This window comes from Actinomadura sp. NPDC023710, from assembly GCF_040639875.1.
In the GTDB taxonomy this organism is placed as follows: domain Bacteria; phylum Actinomycetota; class Actinomycetes; order Streptosporangiales; family Streptosporangiaceae; genus Spirillospora; species Spirillospora citrea.
Genome location: NZ_JBFAGB010000039.1, coordinates 13719 through 29832 on the forward strand (window position 1 = coordinate 13719; position 16114 = coordinate 29832).

The window sequence follows — 16114 nt, forward strand, 5'->3', positions numbered from 1 at the left end:
TGACCATCCGTATGCCCGGTGAGGTTGCCGGACTGACGGACCCGCACCCAAATGACCAAGATCGGCGTCCGAACTCGGAGGCTTCGGCGGCGGAGGCGGCGCTTAGCGGCATGTAAACCGATACCACTACCGGGCCGTCCCAGGAATGTCGGGTGCTCCCCTCGACGAGTTCAAGTCAGCGGCGAAGCGGGGGTCGTGACGTTAGATCGAGGCCCTCGTTTCGTCTGAGATGGCGCTGCGAGGAAGTGATGACACTGCAGGAGATCCCGCACCCGGACTACATCGGGGCCGAGGTAGAGCCAGGTGACGCTGAGCGGGCCATGCGCCTGTTGAGGTTTTTCCTCAAGGACGGCGAGAGAGTGCTGGCTCTCGCGACGACCGTCAAGGCGCTTCCGACGCTAACGCATATCGCCGTCACTGGACGTCGGGTCCTTGGATTCTGCCTTGCCGAACTCGCGCAAAAGGGACCACTCCAGGAGAGCGAGATCGGGGCGATCGCCTCCGTGGAAACACGGAAATCTTACAAGCAGCGGTGGTTCTTCGTGATCACGGATCGGGCGGGCGCCGAGGTTGATTTCGGCGACGTACACGATCAGGACGCGCCGCTACTCACCCAGGTCGTCCAAGATCTCGTCGGGGGACCGCCCCTGCAAGGGGCCGCCATCCCGGAACCGCGCATGCCCGCAGCCGACATGGGGACACCTAGCCCGCCGCCGGCCGCCCCCGTCCTGGGACCGCCCGCGCCCATGCCTGCTCCGACCATGCCTCACCCCACCGGATGGCAGTACAACCCGCCGCCGACCTGGCCCGCGCCGCCCCCAGGCTGGACGCCGCCACCCGGTTGGATGCCCGATGCCAGTTGGCCGCCCGCGCCGCCTAGCTGGCAGTTCTGGTCACCCGCGCCGGTGCAGACCTCACCGCCTGCAAGTATCCCGCCGCCAATGCCGAGCCAGGAGGTGGTCAGGCCACCTGCTCCCCAGCCTGCCGGATCTGCGCCACCTCCGCACGGGCCTTCCGGCGGATCCAGAGGGAGGGCGGGGTTCGGCACCCGCAAACAACGGATCGAAGAACTTGAGACCGAGAATGCCGAGTTGCGCGGATGGCTGGAGCGGCTCGGGGGCTTGGACGCACCCGCGGTGGCGGAGGAACTGGAGCGGATGCGCGGCGAGGTCGCCGATGCGAAGCGCAAGCGCACGGAGTTGCGTGCCGAGTTGCGGCGGATCCGCGGTTCGATCGTCGAGACCGAGGACCTGGCCCTGTTGCAGGAGGCGGGCGTCTACGAGTACCAGCATCCGCTGGCCGACGTCGTCGCCTACAAGGCCGAGCTGGCGAAGGTGAAGGACCGCATCAAGGCCATGGCCCGGGCGGGCAAGGCGGTCGTCGGAGCCACGAACTGGACGGTGAACGGTTCGGCAGCTCAGGGCGGCAAGATGGTGCGGGACTTCTCCAAGCTGATGCTGCGCGCCTACAACGCCGAGGCCGACAACCTCGTCCGGACGATGCGTCCCTACAAGCTGCAGTCGGCGATCGAGCGGCTCGACAAGAGCGCCCAGACGATCGAGCGGCTCGGCAAGACCATGGACATCCGGGTCAGCAGGGACTACCGCGCGATCCGCGTCAAGGAGTTGCGTCTGACCGCGGACCATCTGGCCAAGGCCGAGGAGGAGAAGGAGCGCGTCCGAGCCGAGCGTGAGCGGCAGCGTGAGGAGGAGAAGGCCCGCAAGGAGTTCGAGCGCGAGAAGGCCCGCTTGCTCAAGGAGCGCTCACACGTGGAATCGGCGCTCGCGCGCCTGGAGGCGAACGGGAACGCCGAGGGTGCCAGGTCAACCTCCGCAGGGAGTTCTTCTACGCGACGCCCGCCGAGGTCCGAGAGGTCCTCGAGCGCATCGCGGGCAACCATCTCCTGGAGTACAACGAGACACCCGAGGCTCTCGAGTACCGCGCCGGCAAACCTGCCTGAGGAGATGTGTAGAGCCCCGCTGGGGCAGTGAAGAAGGGCGTGCGTCGAGACGGCTGCAACAAGCCTCGGCGCACGCCCTCCCTGCTTCCGAAACCGGCAGCGAGTGCCCGTCTGCTGTCATCGAGGTCGCCAGGACGGACACACCGACGGGCTAGCTGGCCATCGGCGCCACCGCCAGGCAGTATGGAGCGCAAACAGTCTCATCTCACTTCAGTGAGCGTTGAGACTGTGGACTGTCCCCGACGAAAGGAGAGCCGCATGTTCGGATCCGCCTCGATGCTGGAGAGCACCACACATGGACGATCACGAGACCCGTACGAACGAGGACATCGAGCGACTCGCTGGCGAGTTGCATGAGCGTGTCCGGGACCTCAACCATCTGACCCAGGACTCACCGGGGCTCTCCGAGCCGGCAGCCGCGTACACGGTTCTGGGGAACCTGGCTCAGACCTCTTTCCGCCTGGCGCAGACGGCCGAGCAGATCGACGCGTTCCTGACGAGAGAACTGGACGCCGGACGGCTCGGGCATGACCAGAGCAAAGACCCGACCCCCGCCGTGACAGCGGCACACAACGCGCTGGGGCGGGCGGCTGAACAGGCTGCCGATCTCGGTGACACATTCCGGCATGCAGCGAGCGCGCTCGCTCCCATCCACGTCGTGGACGCCGGCGAGAAGCAGTCCCTTGCGCAGGGGGCTGAGGCAAGGACTGACGATCGTGAGGCGGCGCAGGTGGAACCCGCGAAGAAGGACTTCCCCAACCCGATCGGTGACGTCCTGTCGAATCCTTGTGGCACCGACGCGGTTCCGCCCGAGCTTCGTTCTCCGCCGCAGGTGCCGCACCCACGCCGGGAACGTTGACCCAGGGCGTCCTCTAGGGGGTCGCGGCGGCCGTTAGGCGTCGTCGCTGGCGCGGAACGATAGGCCGTGTTCCTGGAGGGCTTGGCGCAACGCCTTCATCGCGTTGGGGCCCATCCCGTGCAGTGCAGCAATGTCGTCTGCCCTGGCCTGGGCGAGTTGGGTGAGGCTGCTGTAGCCGGCGGCCGCCAATGCTCGCCGGGCCGGGGCGGCGAGCTTGGGCAGGCCCGCTGCTGGCTCAGTGCTCATCGGTCGTCTCCTGTGGCGCTGTCGAGCAAAAGAGTTGCTGCAGCACGGAGTCCAGCATGGGCCAACACGATGATCGCCGGAAGTGCCTTACCAAAGGGTTCCAGCGATTGCGGGGAGACGGAACCCAAGCAGCCGAGCTTCGGGTCGAGCGGCTGAGACCGGTCGTCTGAGGTAGCTCGGTTTGCCCGACGGTACCGGGGGTCCGCCAAGAGTGATGACGATTCTTCGTTCTCCACGCTCCGACTAGATCTGCCCTGGTGGGGTCGCCCTTGCAGGTCCTCACCCAGCGGTGCTGGACAGGTCCATGAGCCGTCCGCCGGAGGGCGGCGGGCGCGGGGCAAGAAATGGAAATCCTAAGGATTTGGTGTGTGGACCGGGCGCGGCCCACAGCGAGCGGACGGATCGAGCGCGATCCGGGGGAGGGTGATGACCGAGGACAGGGGCAGCGACTCGTCGCGGAGAAGTGAGACTCGCCGGAACCGGCGGACGCACCAAACGCCGCGGCGAGGGCGGGCGCTGTTCGTCGCGTTGTCCGAGGACGAGCACGCTCTACTGGTGACGGCAGCGCAGCGAGAACGGCTGGCGACGGGGGCGTGGGCGGCTCAGGTCCTGTTGGCCGTGGCAAGTCAGGCCGAGCGTGCCGACTATGTCGAGCTGCGAGAAGCTCTGGCGGCGGTGATGCACGCGGCGGGGCAGGCCCGGCGGATCGGAGTAAACCTCAACCAGGTCGTGGCAGCGCTGCACGCGGGGGATCCGCCGGCTCAGCTCCAGTGGTACGCCGAGGCTGCGGCGCGGACAGTGCGCAAGCTCGATGACCTGGCAGACGAGCTGCGGCGCAGCCTTCCTTGATGGGCGAGCAGTGATTGGGAAGGTCCTGCGGGGAAAACGGGTCCAGGGCTTGATTCGGTACCTGTACGGGCCCGGACGGCGCGGGGAGCACCGTGATCCGCACATCGTGGCGGGCTTCCGAACCCCAGCCGAGCTGGAGCCCGCGCTGCGGCCGGACGGCAGCCGGGACTTTCGTCACCTGGACGGCTTGCTGACTCAGCCGCTCGCGTTGCTGGGGGAGCGCAACTACCGCAAGCCGGTGTGGCATCTGTCCCTGAGGGCGGCACCGGAGGACCCGATTCTGAGCGACCGGCAATGGGAAGAGGTCGCCAAGGCGGCCATGGCTCGGACGGGGCTGGCAGCGGACGGCGACGAGGACGCCGTCCGCTGGATCGCAGTTCGCCATGCCGATGACCACATCCACCTCGTCGCCACCCTTGCCCGTCCGGACGGGACACGACCAGAGGTATGGAACGACGGGTATCGGATCCGGGATGTCTGCCGGGTGATGGAGCGGAAATTGGGGTTGCGGTCCACAGCCCCGGCGGACCGGACGGCGGCGCGGCGGCCCAAGCGTGCCGAGACCGAGAAGGCGGCGCGGGTCGGACGTGGTGAGTCTGCTCGCGCCGTACTTCGGCGGCGGGTCGCCACCGCGGCGGCGGGAGCATGGACCGAAGCGGAATTCTTCGCTGCCGTAGGCGCTGAGGGGGTCTTGGTGCGCCTGCGTCACAGCACGCAATTCACCGGGGAGGTCACCGGTTACGCCGTTGCTTTGCCAGACGATCTGGGATCGTCCGGGCAGCCTGTGTGGTTCGGCGGCGGGAAGCTGGCAAGCGACCTCACCCTGCCCAGACTCCGCCGCCGATGGGCCCCAGAGCAGGTCGATCGTCCGGGGGCTCGTCCGCCGTCCGGACGGCATCTGTCGACGCGGACGACGCGCGCCGTGTTGCGGACGACCGTCCGCCGCGCGGCGGACGAGGCGCGGACGCCCGCCGACTTCCTCGAGCTGTTGGAACGCCACGGTCTGCTCGTACGCCATCGTTACAGCCGGCTCGATCCCGAGCAGCTCACCGGCTACGCCGTAGCGCTTCCCGGTGGGGAGGAGCCCGACTGGTATTCCGGCGGCCAGCTCGCCGACGACCTCACCCTCCCGTGCATTAGGCAACGCTGGAGCCCATCAGGGCCGGGCGCCGAGGGTGGTGCTTCTCCGAGGGATGATCTGACGCCAGAGGAGCGCCAAGCCTTCTATGACGATGCGGCCCGTGCCGCCGCCTACGCCACCTCCCACATGCGCAGGTATCTGGCCACCAATCCCTACGCGGCCGAGGACGCTTGCTGGGCTGCATCCGACGTCTTGCACGTGGCCGCCAGAGCGACCGGCAACCGACATCTGGGTTGTGCCGCTGACTCCTACGAGCGTGCCGCCCGCTCGCCCTACGGCCGCATCCCTCATCCCACCTCAGCGGGCAACGCCCTGCGCTCTGCCGCTCGTCTGCTGGCGCTGACCGGAAACCAGAACCACACCACCGTCTCGATCCTCGTCTTGGCCAGTCGGCTTATCGCACTCCTCGAAACCATCACCCAGATCCGCTTCCTGCAGCAGCGCCAGGTGCAGGCGGACGCGGCACGTCGAGCAAGACAACACCTCGGCCACGTGACCGGCAGTTCAGCTCCGTGGCTCGAGCCCGCGGCCCAGCCAACCCCAGCTCGCCTTGCCATGGCCGCTTTCCCAACACCTTGGGCTCCTGCGACCGCCGACACACACGTCAGACGGACGTCCAGCACACCGCTGCGGCAGGAGGGGCGAAGCCACACCCTATGAGCCCGCGACATCACTCAAAGAAGGCACAACACGCCGCACGCCCCCTGTAGTTGACCGACGTCTATGAGTGATGCATCTTCATCCTCGAAGGCTTTAGTTGATGATGTGCTGGGCTGACATCACCGGGGGAGCGATGGGGACGCAGGCATCGACCATGCAGGTTGAGCTGGAGGAACGGCGCGCCCGTCTGCTCCGGCTGCGCTACGAGCTGAGACGGCTGGGGCTCAGAGTACGAGTCCGAAAGCCGCGCAATGGACGCTGGTGCCTGCGTATCCGGCACAACGGATGGTCCGAGACCGTCCTGTGCGCTGGAGCTGACGGCGTCTACGCCTACGTCACCGCTCACGGCCGTCTCTTGGGCACCACGGCTGAGCCTCGGTACGTCGCCCAGCTGGTGCTCTGGATGGTCGAAAGGCGGCGGCGGTGACCTGGCTGAAGCGACCCCGAGCCATGGTTACGGGCGACAGCCGAAACGACATCGTCCGGACGCACCCGGAGCCAGGCGTTGTCAGGTGGGCGGCAGCCGGGGTCGCCCCGCTGATAGCGGCGCTGGCGATCCTCGGAGGCCTTGGCTCCTTCACCACTATCCGGCAGATGGCCGAGCCGCACTTCAAGGGGCTCGCCTGGATCGTCCCCGTCGGGATGGACGTAGGCATCCTGATCCTGCTGGCCTGGGACTTGCTGATGGAGTACCTCGACCTGCCTTGGCCGGTCCTTCGCTTGGTCGCCTGGCTCTACATCGCCGGCACCGTCCTGGTGAACGTGTCCGCCGCACACGGAGAGTTCGCGGGCAGCCTCATGTACGCGGCCATGCCCGTCTTGTTCATCACGGTGATCGAAGGCGTGCGGCATCTGATCCGACGGTGGGTCGGGTTGGCATCGGACCGCCGAGTGGAGCGAGTGCCGATGGCTCGCTGGGTACTCGCGCCCGCTTCCAGCCTCCTGCTGTGGCGACGGATGGTCCTCTGGCACATCACCGAGTACCAACATGGCCTTGAACTGGAGCGCCAGCACCTGGAGGCCGTCTCGCGACTTCAGCAGGAGTACGGCAGGTGGTCGTGGCGGTGGCAGGCACCGTTGGCCGAACGGCTGGCTCTCAACCGGCCGCCTGCATCCACCACCTCACGCGCAGCCTGCAATGAGAGCGCACCAGAGGACAGGTACGACGAAGAGGTATTGGCCATCGCTCGTCAGCTTCACCGCCAAGTGGAACGTGAAGGAGGCTCGTTCAGTCGGGACCGACTTGGCCAGCGGCTGCGAGATCTGGGCTTCAGCATGGCCAACTACCGGTTGACAGAGTTGATCGCCCTCGTCCGGGAAGAGTCCTCTGGCCGGGAGACGTCATGACCGCGCCCTTGGGGAATGAGCGTCTCGCCCAGGAAGAGGAACAACATCGCCAACTCGGCGTCCTCCACGGCATCGCCGAACACTCGGTCGGCCGCCTCGTCGACGGAAGCCTGGCGTGGGATGCCTGGCTCCGCGACGCGAGCCGGCATGGGGGCTACGGATTCATCAACACCCTGCTCATCCCAGCCCAGCGTCGCTCGGCGACCGACGTCCGCTCCTACGACGCATGGCAGGAGCACGGGCGACAAGTGCGCCGTGGCGAGACCGGCATCCGGATCATTTCCATGCGCGGCAACCCCCGAGCGGTCTTCGATGTCGAGCAGACCGACGGCGAGCCGATCGCAAAGGAGTCGGTCTCCCCGGCTGAAGCCCTTCAGAGGCTCTCTCGGCTGGCTGCCGACCTCGGCTTCTACCTAGACCGTGGGCAGGATTGGACCTACCTCGGGCGCCCGGGGCGACGTATCCAACTCGCTCCAGAACTCGACGACGTCTCCGCAGCGACGCGGCTCGTGCACCAGCTCGCCCACGCCATTGGACCTGGCGGGCTCCTCGACGATGCCACCAGGAATGCTGCGCCGTGCCTGGGGGCTCGGCGCGTGTTCGCGGATTCGGTCGCTCACCTCGTCCTGGCCGACCTCGGACTGGACGTCTCACACCTTCGCTTCCCGCCGACGAAGCAATGGGCCGGGACGGACGCTCGGACGAACGCGTCTGCCGCGATCCGCGTCGTCGGCGACCAGGTTGTCAGAACGAGCACACGACTCCGACGACGCCTGCACGCGCTCGCCAGTCCGGTAACCAGCTCCGCCTCAACCTCAGCTGTCAGCCCTGCCGAGCGTTCTCAGACGACTGCAACACGAGACACTTCGGCGCTCCGAGCAGCGCTCATCGACGCGCATCACTTCTACCGGCGGGCCCTGCCAGGAAGCTGGGGCGCCCGCTACCTTGCGGACCGCGGCTTCAACGCTGTGGTCCAGGAGCGATGGGAGCTCGGCCTCGCACCAGGCCCCCGTCGTGCGCTGCTCCATCATCTGCGGGGTCTTGGACATCAAGACCAGACGATCATCGACGCCGGCCTGGCGAAAGAAAGAGACGGCGCCGAACTTCTAGACGTGTTCCGGGACCGGATCCTGTTCCCGCTTCGAGACCGAACCGGAGAGATCATCGGCTTCATCGGTCGCCGACGTGACGAAGCCCCAGGACCGAAGTACCTCAACACACCCGGCACGGCTCTCTTCCACAAGCGCGAAGTGCTGTTCGGCCTGCACGAAAGCCGTGCCCAGCTCGCGACCACCTGTCGTCCTCTCCTTGTCGAGGGACCGCTCGATGCGATCGCGGTCAATGTCGCCCTACCGGCCGTCTACGCCGCGGTCGCTCCCTGCGGCACAGCTATCACCATCGCGCAAGTCGAGGCGATCGCGGCGCACGCTGACGGACCCACATCCGGGCTGGTGATCGCGCTTGACGGTGACGATGCTGGACGAGCCGGAGCAGTCCGAGCCTGGCGCACCCTCCCCACGATCGAAGGGCCCATCGAAGCGGCTCTCCTTCCACCAGGCCACGACCCGGGCGACCTCCTGTCCCCAGCGAGCCAGTTCGCCGTCCGCGAGGCGCTACTTTCCGTAATCCCCCTCGCTGACCTGGTCATAGATGAGAAAATCCAGCGGTTCGGGGGAGCGCTGGAGTTCGTTGAGTCCCGGTTGGCCGCCGCCCAAGGCGCCGCAGCGCAGATCGCTCAACTGCCACCCGACCAGATCGCCCGCCAGGTCGACCGCGTCGCGGCACGCACGGGGATGGACCCGGCAGACGTCACCGCACTGGTCGCCGGAGCGATCAGCCCGGACCTCGACCCGGGTGCCTCATCACCGCGGCCTCCACCCCCCGCCCAGCAGAACCGCGGTGCGCAACGCTCCTCGCCCACGGCCTCGCCGAAACCCCACCATCGGAGGATGACGTGAACCAGCAACACCCTGACCCGATCAACGAAGGCCTCCAGCACGGCGGACAGCGCCTCGTCCAGGTCGTCTCCGCAGCCGTCGGAGTTCAACAAGCGCTCGCCCATCGCCGGCATCAATTAAAGGTCGTCCAGCAGGCTCAGGACCAACAGGCTCAGCGTGAAGAGGCCAGAGCTCAAAGGGCAGCGATGTCCGAGGCCCGATCGCGCTGGGGGCGGGCCCACGACAGCGAATGGCTCCGCCAGGTGAACTTGCTCAAGGTAGCCGAGGCATGGGGAGCCGCCGTCCCGTACGCCTCGGGGAACGTCTCGGCGGCCCTCGCCGTGCGCAAATGCGAGGAACGGCTCCGCCGCCTTCATCCGCATGGAATGAGCCACTACGACCGCTTCCGCAGTGAAGGCATGGACCCGCTCGACGCCATGGCCCAAGCCGCACCCTTCTTCACGCGGGATCCAAACGTTCGCCCTGGCGACCCTGGGCCCCAACATCGAGAACTGCACGAAGGCACAGGTGCCGAATGGGCTGCACGAGCCCACGGCCCCGACCGGGGCGAGTGGGAGGAAGCCCGGCAAGAACTGCGCGCAAGCCAGATCGCGGACAAGCTGAGGACCAGCCTCAACCTTCAGGGACGTGAGCCTCAGCCTGAAGAGTTGCGCACGATCCTGGAGCTCACGACCAACCTGCCCGAACACATCATCCTCAAGGCCGTCCCGGCGACCCCTGGGCCGGACCCCAGTCGGGGCTCGGAAGTGGAGCGGGCCGCTGAGGACTTCCCTCTCTCCATCGACGAGGCACTGGAGATGAGCTCGAACCAACCCTTCGACGCCCCAGCCGCTCGCCGGACCCAGCCACAGATCCCCGAGCGCAACCGCCGGCGGAACCTCTAACCGAAGGGAAGATGATGATCGCCATCCAGAGCAGCGCGTTCTTCTGGCTCGGACTGATCGGGCTTCTGGCGTTCCTCGCTGTCCTGCCGACGCTCATCGCTCTCATACGAGGTGCCGACGACATCGGCTACATCATCCTGATCAACCTGATCTGCTGCGCGACCGTCCTCGCCTGGCCCATCGCAGTCTTCGCAGCCATGAGATGGCCGATCAGCCACCCACGTTCGCCTGGCTCATCACGGAAGCCTGGATATAGACCACCACTCGGCGGCTCCCGCAACAACCTCCGCGGCCGAGGCCCGAATGCGTGACGCCGCAGCCGCCAGCGATCCGCTCCAGCGAGGCCGAGACAATCGAGATCGCGGGCGCCGAACACAAGCCCGAAGGCGCGAGGCAGCGAGCCTATGGGGCGCATTCTTCGTTAGCTCCGCCGCCCTCCTCTGCACTGCCGCACTGCGTGCTCCGCACCAGAGCAGCGCCCCGATCGCCGTCCGGCATGTGGCGACATGCGCTCCGATCGGTCCAATCGCCAGCAGGTACGTCGACAAGAAGAAGGCCTGCCGCCGTGCTCGCGAGGAAGTCTTGCGAAGCCTCAAAACCGGCCGCGACCCCGACTGGGGCGACGTCTTCCGCGACTCCATACCCAAGGCGTCCAAGCGGCCCCGCCACCACCAGCCCTCGAAGCCTCGTCGCCAACCTTCTAAGAAGCACGAGTCGACCCCGACGCCGCCTGGGAGGGCATTCGCGACCAGCGGTAGCGGACGCAGTTGGCCTTCGGACCGAACTCAGGGGCAGTTGCCACCAAGACCACAGGCACCCACCGCCAAGAATCAGCTGAACACACCCCAGCCTGAACCGGCGCTCACCGCACGCCGACCCACCCACACGCCTATCCCAACAGCACACACAGAACCAGACGACCACAAGCCGTGGGCGACTAGTTGGGCGGGAGCCTGTGCACTACTCATTCTCCTCGGCGCGGCTGCCTTCCTGAGTAGATATCGACGAACCAGCGCCTCCGCGGCAAAGTCGGCACTCAGCCAGGTGAAGCAACGCCCCCGGCCCGAACCCAAACCAACGCCACCGCACCCGGCTGCCAGCCCATCACCCAGCCTGCCCGAAGGCCTCCCGCTCACCACGAAGGGCCACGAACTTGAAGGCCCAGCAGCCGAGGAGGCCGCCCGCCGTCTGGCCATGGATGTCCTGAGCAGTCGGGCCGGAACCGCGAGCGAGCTGGTCCTCAGCCGTCCGGACGCATGGCGACTACTCGGGATTGATATCGGCACTTTGCAAGAAGACCGGATTCCCGGCTTGGTGCTGACCGAAGACTTGGAGCAGACACGCGCCGTCCTGAAACGTCAGACCGTCGCCCGACGCGTATTGATCACCTACGACAGCGATGCCGAGGACGTCCGCATATCTCTCAGCCGTCAACAGAGCCAGATCGCCGTCATCTCATTGTTGACCCAGACGGAGACAACGATGGGGGTCACACACGACAGCGAGGTCTCAGTAAACGCAGTGGGGCTGCCTGGCCCTGCCCGTTTAGCGACACTGTCGAAGGATGATGCCTTCGTTCAGCTCATGTCCATGCCGACGGTCGCTCAGCGACCAACCCGCCTGTAAAAACCGCTCAACCCGCCATCGTCCAACACGCCGCGGTGCTTGCACCAACCCGACGCGCACCCGGACGGACCGATCCAGCCGATCTCATCCGCCTGTGGGAACCTTGAGCCATGGCAGCTGCGATGGATGACGAGTCTCTCGCAGAGTTTCTGGAGACGGTGGAGGTAGGGGACATCGTCGCGGGAGTGGTCACGGAGGTCACGAGATCAGCGGCGGTCGTCCTCCTCGATGGCTTCTCCTCACACCCCATCGGTTTCATCGGCGCGCTCGATCTGTCCTGGCGGTCGTTCCGCCGGTCACCTACTGCGGCGCTCGAAGTCGGTGCCCGAGTGAGGGCCGAGGTGCTCGCCGTCGATCTGCCGGGGCAGCGGGTTCAGCTCTCCTTGTCCGCCACCGAGAACCCGCGCTTGTGGGAGTTCCTCAAGGCCCTGCGTCCGGGGCAGCGGCTGTCTGGCACGGTCGCGGCGGTCAAGCAGTTTGGCGTGTTCGTTGATCTAGATGACGGACCGGACCATCCCGTCTTCCCCGGCGTCGGCTTCATCACCATCCCCGAACTGTCCTGGCTCCGGATCGAGGATCCCCACGATGTCGTCTCCGTGGGGCAGCACATCACCTGCGAGTTCATGGGCTTCGATATCCCCAACGGCGAGGCTCGGCTGTCACTGTGCGCCATCCAACCCGACCCGTTCCAGCAGTTCATCAGCCGCGTCGACGTAGGACAGGTTCTTCACGGCTTGGTCACAAAGCTCGTTCCCTTCGGCGCCTTCGTGCGTGTCGAAGACGGCATCGAGGGCCTGGTCCATCTCAGTGAACTCGCAGATTCACCCGTCGACAGGCCCGAGCAAGCAGTCGATGTCGGCGACTCTGTCGTGGTGGTCATCACCGAAATCGACCCCCAGCGGCGTCGGCTCGCACTATCGCAGCGCGCGGTGCGGCAATAGGCCCGCTGACACGTCGATATGCGGAGGACGCGGCCTCCGCCACCACGCTCTGCAACAGATCAGCGCTCAGACCTCGTCCAGCCAGTGGGCCAATAGGTCGGCTGCACGCCAGACCGCACTACGTATGCGCTGGTGTTAGAGGTCGAGCTCTCCGTGGCTAGCCCTCTCGGCCAGTTGGCGCCATCCATCGCGGTTCAGAAGAAATACCGGGCCGTCGGGGTCCTTGGAGTCGCGGACAGCGACGCACCCGGGGAGCGGAGCGAGTTCGACGCAGCCCTGGCTGCCCTGGCTGGCGGTCGCCTTGCGCCAGGCGAGAGGGGAGGGGGGCTGGTTAGTCATTGAATCTCCTTTTCGACGCTGCGCAGGAAGGATGCCGTCTCACGGGGGTCGAGTGCCGATGCCACCAGCAGGTTGAACTTGATGCTCATGCGATTCACTTGATGCGGTTGCTCTAGGTAGGCGTTGCCGGCCTGACTCTCGACGTACACGACGTCCGGGTCGGTGGATTCGGGAAAGCCGAGTAGCGAGAACGGCCCGTCGAGTCCGACGTGCGCACCCTTAGCGAAGGGTAGGACCTGCAGAGTGATGTTGGGAGTCTTGATCGCTTCGAGGAGCCGGTGTATCTGCTCGCGCATCACCGGAGGTTCCCCGATCTGCCTACGCAGTACGTTCTCGTCCAAGACCACCCATAGGGAGAACTGCGGGGAGGTGCGGTCGAGGAGCTGTTGCCGGGCGAGGCGGAGCTCTAGGAGCCGGTCGATGGTCTTGGGTGCCTCACCAGGCAGTGTCGTCCGCATCACCTCACGCGCGTACTCGGGAGTTTGCAGTAGGCCGTGGACGAGTTGGTTGTCGAAATGCCGCAGCTCAGTGGCTTCGCTCTCCAAGCCGATGTAGGAGCCGAAGTGCGGCGGAAAAACGTCTTGGAACTCGCTGTACCACCCCGGTTGTGCCGCTTCCCGGGCAAGTTGAAGGAGGGCGTCCTGGATCCGGGCGTCGGACGTGCCGAGCAACTCCAGCAAGTCGCGGAGCTCACGCTGTTTGGGCGGCTGTGCCTTGCCGGTCTCGATCCGGCTCACCCGTGAGGGTGAGCACTCAAGGTGTTCGGCGACCTGCTCGATCGTGTAGCCGGCGCTCTCCCTCAACTTGCGAAGCTCGGTGCCGAGTCGGCGCATCCGTACTGTCGTGACTCGCGGTTGCGGCATGGAGTTCTCCTTTCATGCCTGGCACAAGTTATACGGCGCAAGTCTCCTCCGGCCTCTGAAGCTCCAACCTTCCACAGGCTTGCGGTGACGTCTCCGACAAATGAGACAAGCTGCCCTTACCTTATCGGCACACTTGTGCGGCACAGATTCCAGGTGCATGCTGTGCTGTGTTCAGTCGACCACGCAGAGCAACTGAACGGAATCTGAAGAAGCCGATCACGCTGATCTTTGCCTGGCGAATCCAGCTGAGCCCACAGCGGGAGCGATGCGACCTCGGACGCGGTGCGGCATCACCCGCCGCGGCCTTGATCGAATAGTGGAGGTCCTCCGACCCATGCATGATCGAACGAATAGACCACCCGGCCCGATGATCGCTCACACGACAAAACACGGGCTTGCCGACGGGCGGCGCCATGGCCATACGTCTGATGGACCCACGGCGTCCGTGCCATACAGGGCGGCTGATCAAGGCCCGGACCAGGCCGTCGCCGAGCTCGGCTATCGGTACCCTCACACCGCGATCTGGTTCGGTGCTTACACGGGCAATTACTGGGCCTTGGTCCGAACCGAGAACGGCGAGCCTCAGCTGATCGAGCAACGCACGCCGGAGGACCTCAGCCGATATCTCGCGACCCTGGCAGCCCTTACGCCGGAGCATCACCGGCCACGGCCGCCCTCGCGTCACGCCTCCCACCACAGCTCAACCCCGCCCGTGGCTCGCGCAGCTTCTGCCACTCAACCGGCTCCCTGACGCGAGGGGACCGGAGCCATCGACTGGGGCCGAGACAGTCACTCCAATCCATGGTCTGAGGGCGGGAGGGACAGGTGCTGACCGGCGAACCGACCGGCATCGCGGCTGGCGGAGCCTGCGCCTTCCCCCTACCCAGCGACGCGAGTACCGCCTCCCAGGCACGCTCTCTCCTCGCTGCGACGATGCACCCGCTGGGCTTCGCCTCAGACCAGATCGAAGACGGTGAACTCGCGGTGTCCGAGCTGGCGACCAACGCCTACACGTACGCGTCCTCGGCGGGGCGTCTCACCGCGGCGGGGCAGGAACTCTGGGTCTGGGCGCGCACCTGTCCCACCCCGGAACTGGTCGTCTCGGTCTTCGACGCACAGCGCGAGACCTGGCCGATCATCCGCGACGCCGAGCTGCTCGACGAGCACGGCAAGGGCTCTCCATCGTCGCGGCTGTTTCCGCCAGCACCGGCACCCACTTCACCCGGTCACGCCTGACCGCGGCGCCCGGCAAATGCGTCTGGTTCACCCTCCCATTACCAACCTCCTGGCAGATGGTCGAGCAAGCTCTTACGCCGACGCTCGCGGCGTGCCAGCTCTCCGAGGCACTCAAAAGCCCGCGGCATCTCGACCAACTACCGCAGGGAAGACAGCGGAGCCACCGTTCTCAGCACCCGAACCCTGAGCATCTGGATCGGGTCCAAGACGTTCACCTGGCACGACGGCCACCGCTACACCCGCCAATCACTGATGGACCTCCAAGAGACCGCCGAGCGCATCACCAGTCACTACGAAACTCACCCCTCGGCATCGCCGGCCTGATAGCTCGAACAGCTCGACCGCCCGGGGATCCCAACGCCGGGGATGCGGCCCCACCCTCGGTTCGCCGCGTCTCCGGCCCACAACAGCGGCCCAGGACCAGTACCTATGCCTACCGAAGCTGACCGCCTTGCTCACCTGCGGCGAAGCGCCGAGAAGATCCGGATGCTCGCCGAGCGAGCCGACCGCACCGCCATCGATCGCCTCCTCGCTCGCCCGGATGCCACCGATCAACTCGACGCCCCCACCCTCGACTTCCTTCGCCAGGCCCATGACCTGGTTTGCTCCACCACACAAGCGCTGACAACAGCGCTAGAAAACGCGAAGCCAACCTGCAACGATGCTGGCCAGCCGACGGGAGTCCCTAGTGCTGACCTCTACCTCGCCCCGCTGTGCGCGGACTCTCGAACGCCAGCCGGCTCACAGCCCCTGGACACCGCCGACGCTTGGCACCGCGCGCACCTCCGCTTGCCCCACCGCCACGACGCCCCGATCCTCATCCACATTCGAGAGTTTGAGGACGGCTACCAGGCCATCCCCATCTCGGTTCCCATCCCCGATCCACCCCCGATCCCGACGGTCGAGACTGCCACCACCCTGGTCATCGACAAGTCCACCGGCACCGTAACCCGCTGGCCCCTACTCCCACTCGACACCCTGGCCCGGCTGTATCGCCGCTACCAACAGCGAGAACCCATGACCTTTGGTGATCAGCCGCAGCAGCACTGACAATGCGGGCGAGGCACGTGTCAATGGCTCAGAACTACGCCCGCGCCCGAGCACACCGGGAGGCCCGGCCGTCGGCGCCGCGCGTCGACTTGCCATCTCGCGTGCGCGGGAGCACGGGAGTAGACAAGCGGCAACAGGTGGTGACACGGGACCAT

The 16114-nt window shown here is 66.4% G+C and carries 15 protein-coding genes; 12 read left to right on the forward strand and 3 right to left on the reverse strand.

What is annotated here, in order from left to right; genetic code table 11:
• Positions 1 to 248: 248 nt before the first annotated feature.
• Positions 249 to 1991, forward strand: coding sequence for a DUF4041 domain-containing protein (locus tag AB0H37_RS34730; RefSeq protein ID WP_360616954.1), 1743 nt, complete (start codon positions 249 to 251; stop codon positions 1989 to 1991).
• A 264-nt stretch (positions 1992 to 2255) separates the two neighbouring features.
• On the forward strand, positions 2256 to 2819 hold the full coding sequence (locus tag AB0H37_RS34735) for a hypothetical protein (protein ID WP_360616955.1): 564 nt from the start codon (positions 2256 to 2258) through the stop codon (positions 2817 to 2819).
• A 33-nt stretch (positions 2820 to 2852) separates the two neighbouring features.
• Here the strand turns inward: AB0H37_RS34735 and AB0H37_RS34740 are convergent, their stop codons facing one another.
• Positions 2853 to 3065, reverse strand: a complete 213-nt coding sequence (locus AB0H37_RS34740; RefSeq protein ID WP_173394537.1) for a DNA-binding protein — start codon at positions 3063 to 3065, stop codon at positions 2853 to 2855.
• 426 nt (positions 3066 to 3491) lie between these two features.
• On the opposite strand from AB0H37_RS34740, the gene AB0H37_RS34745 reads away from it, so the two are divergent.
• The 8 genes from AB0H37_RS34745 to AB0H37_RS34780 all read left to right on the forward strand — a co-directional run bounded on the left by AB0H37_RS34745 (position 3492) and on the right by AB0H37_RS34780 (position 12471).
• On the forward strand, positions 3492 to 3914 hold the full coding sequence (locus AB0H37_RS34745) for a hypothetical protein (RefSeq protein ID WP_360616956.1): 423 nt from the start codon (positions 3492 to 3494) through the stop codon (positions 3912 to 3914).
• Positions 3877 to 5715, forward strand: coding sequence for a hypothetical protein (locus AB0H37_RS34750; protein ID WP_360616957.1), 1839 nt, complete (start codon positions 3877 to 3879; stop codon positions 5713 to 5715). Before AB0H37_RS34745 ends, AB0H37_RS34750 begins: the two co-directional genes overlap by 38 nt.
• A gap of 423 nt (positions 5716 to 6138) precedes the next feature.
• On the forward strand, positions 6139 to 7062 hold the full coding sequence (locus AB0H37_RS34755) for a DUF2637 domain-containing protein (protein WP_360616958.1): 924 nt from the start codon (positions 6139 to 6141) through the stop codon (positions 7060 to 7062).
• Positions 7059 to 9020, forward strand: a complete 1962-nt coding sequence (locus AB0H37_RS34760; protein ID WP_360616959.1) for a toprim domain-containing protein — start codon at positions 7059 to 7061, stop codon at positions 9018 to 9020. The genes AB0H37_RS34755 and AB0H37_RS34760 overlap by 4 nt, the downstream gene beginning before the upstream one ends.
• Positions 9017 to 9904 carry a hypothetical protein gene (locus AB0H37_RS34765; RefSeq protein ID WP_360616960.1) on the forward strand — a complete coding sequence of 296 codons (888 nt, stop codon included), beginning with the start codon at positions 9017 to 9019 and terminating at the stop codon, positions 9902 to 9904. Before AB0H37_RS34760 ends, AB0H37_RS34765 begins: the two co-directional genes overlap by 4 nt.
• An 11-nt stretch (positions 9905 to 9915) precedes the next feature.
• Positions 9916 to 10215, forward strand: a complete 300-nt coding sequence (locus AB0H37_RS34770; RefSeq protein ID WP_360616961.1) for a hypothetical protein — start codon at positions 9916 to 9918, stop codon at positions 10213 to 10215.
• A 733-nt stretch (positions 10216 to 10948) separates the two neighbouring features.
• A complete protein-coding gene (locus AB0H37_RS34775; RefSeq protein WP_360616962.1) occupies positions 10949 to 11530 on the forward strand; it encodes a hypothetical protein in 582 nt (193 codons plus the stop codon).
• Between the two features lie 110 nt (positions 11531 to 11640).
• Complete coding sequence (locus AB0H37_RS34780) at positions 11641 to 12471, forward strand: S1 RNA-binding domain-containing protein (RefSeq protein ID WP_360616963.1); 831 nt, start codon at positions 11641 to 11643, stop codon at positions 12469 to 12471.
• A gap of 135 nt (positions 12472 to 12606) precedes the next feature.
• On the opposite strand, the gene AB0H37_RS34785 is transcribed toward AB0H37_RS34780, so the two are convergent.
• Both AB0H37_RS34785 and AB0H37_RS34790 read right to left on the reverse strand, forming a co-directional pair.
• Positions 12607 to 12810, reverse strand: coding sequence for a DUF397 domain-containing protein (locus AB0H37_RS34785; protein ID WP_360616964.1), 204 nt, complete (start codon positions 12808 to 12810; stop codon positions 12607 to 12609).
• Positions 12807 to 13673 (reverse strand): helix-turn-helix transcriptional regulator, encoded by an 867-nt coding sequence (locus tag AB0H37_RS34790; RefSeq protein ID WP_360616965.1) that lies wholly within the window; start codon positions 13671 to 13673, stop codon positions 12807 to 12809. Before AB0H37_RS34790 ends, AB0H37_RS34785 begins: the two co-directional genes overlap by 4 nt.
• A gap of 825 nt (positions 13674 to 14498) precedes the next feature.
• Between AB0H37_RS34790 and AB0H37_RS34795 the strand changes: the two genes are divergently transcribed.
• Both AB0H37_RS34795 and AB0H37_RS34800 read left to right on the forward strand, forming a co-directional pair.
• Complete coding sequence (locus AB0H37_RS34795) at positions 14499 to 14909, forward strand: hypothetical protein (protein WP_360616966.1); 411 nt, start codon at positions 14499 to 14501, stop codon at positions 14907 to 14909.
• A gap of 429 nt (positions 14910 to 15338) precedes the next feature.
• On the forward strand, positions 15339 to 15959 hold the full coding sequence (locus tag AB0H37_RS34800; protein ID WP_360616967.1) for a hypothetical protein: 621 nt from the start codon (positions 15339 to 15341) through the stop codon (positions 15957 to 15959).
• The last annotated feature ends 155 nt before the right edge of the window (positions 15960 to 16114 follow it).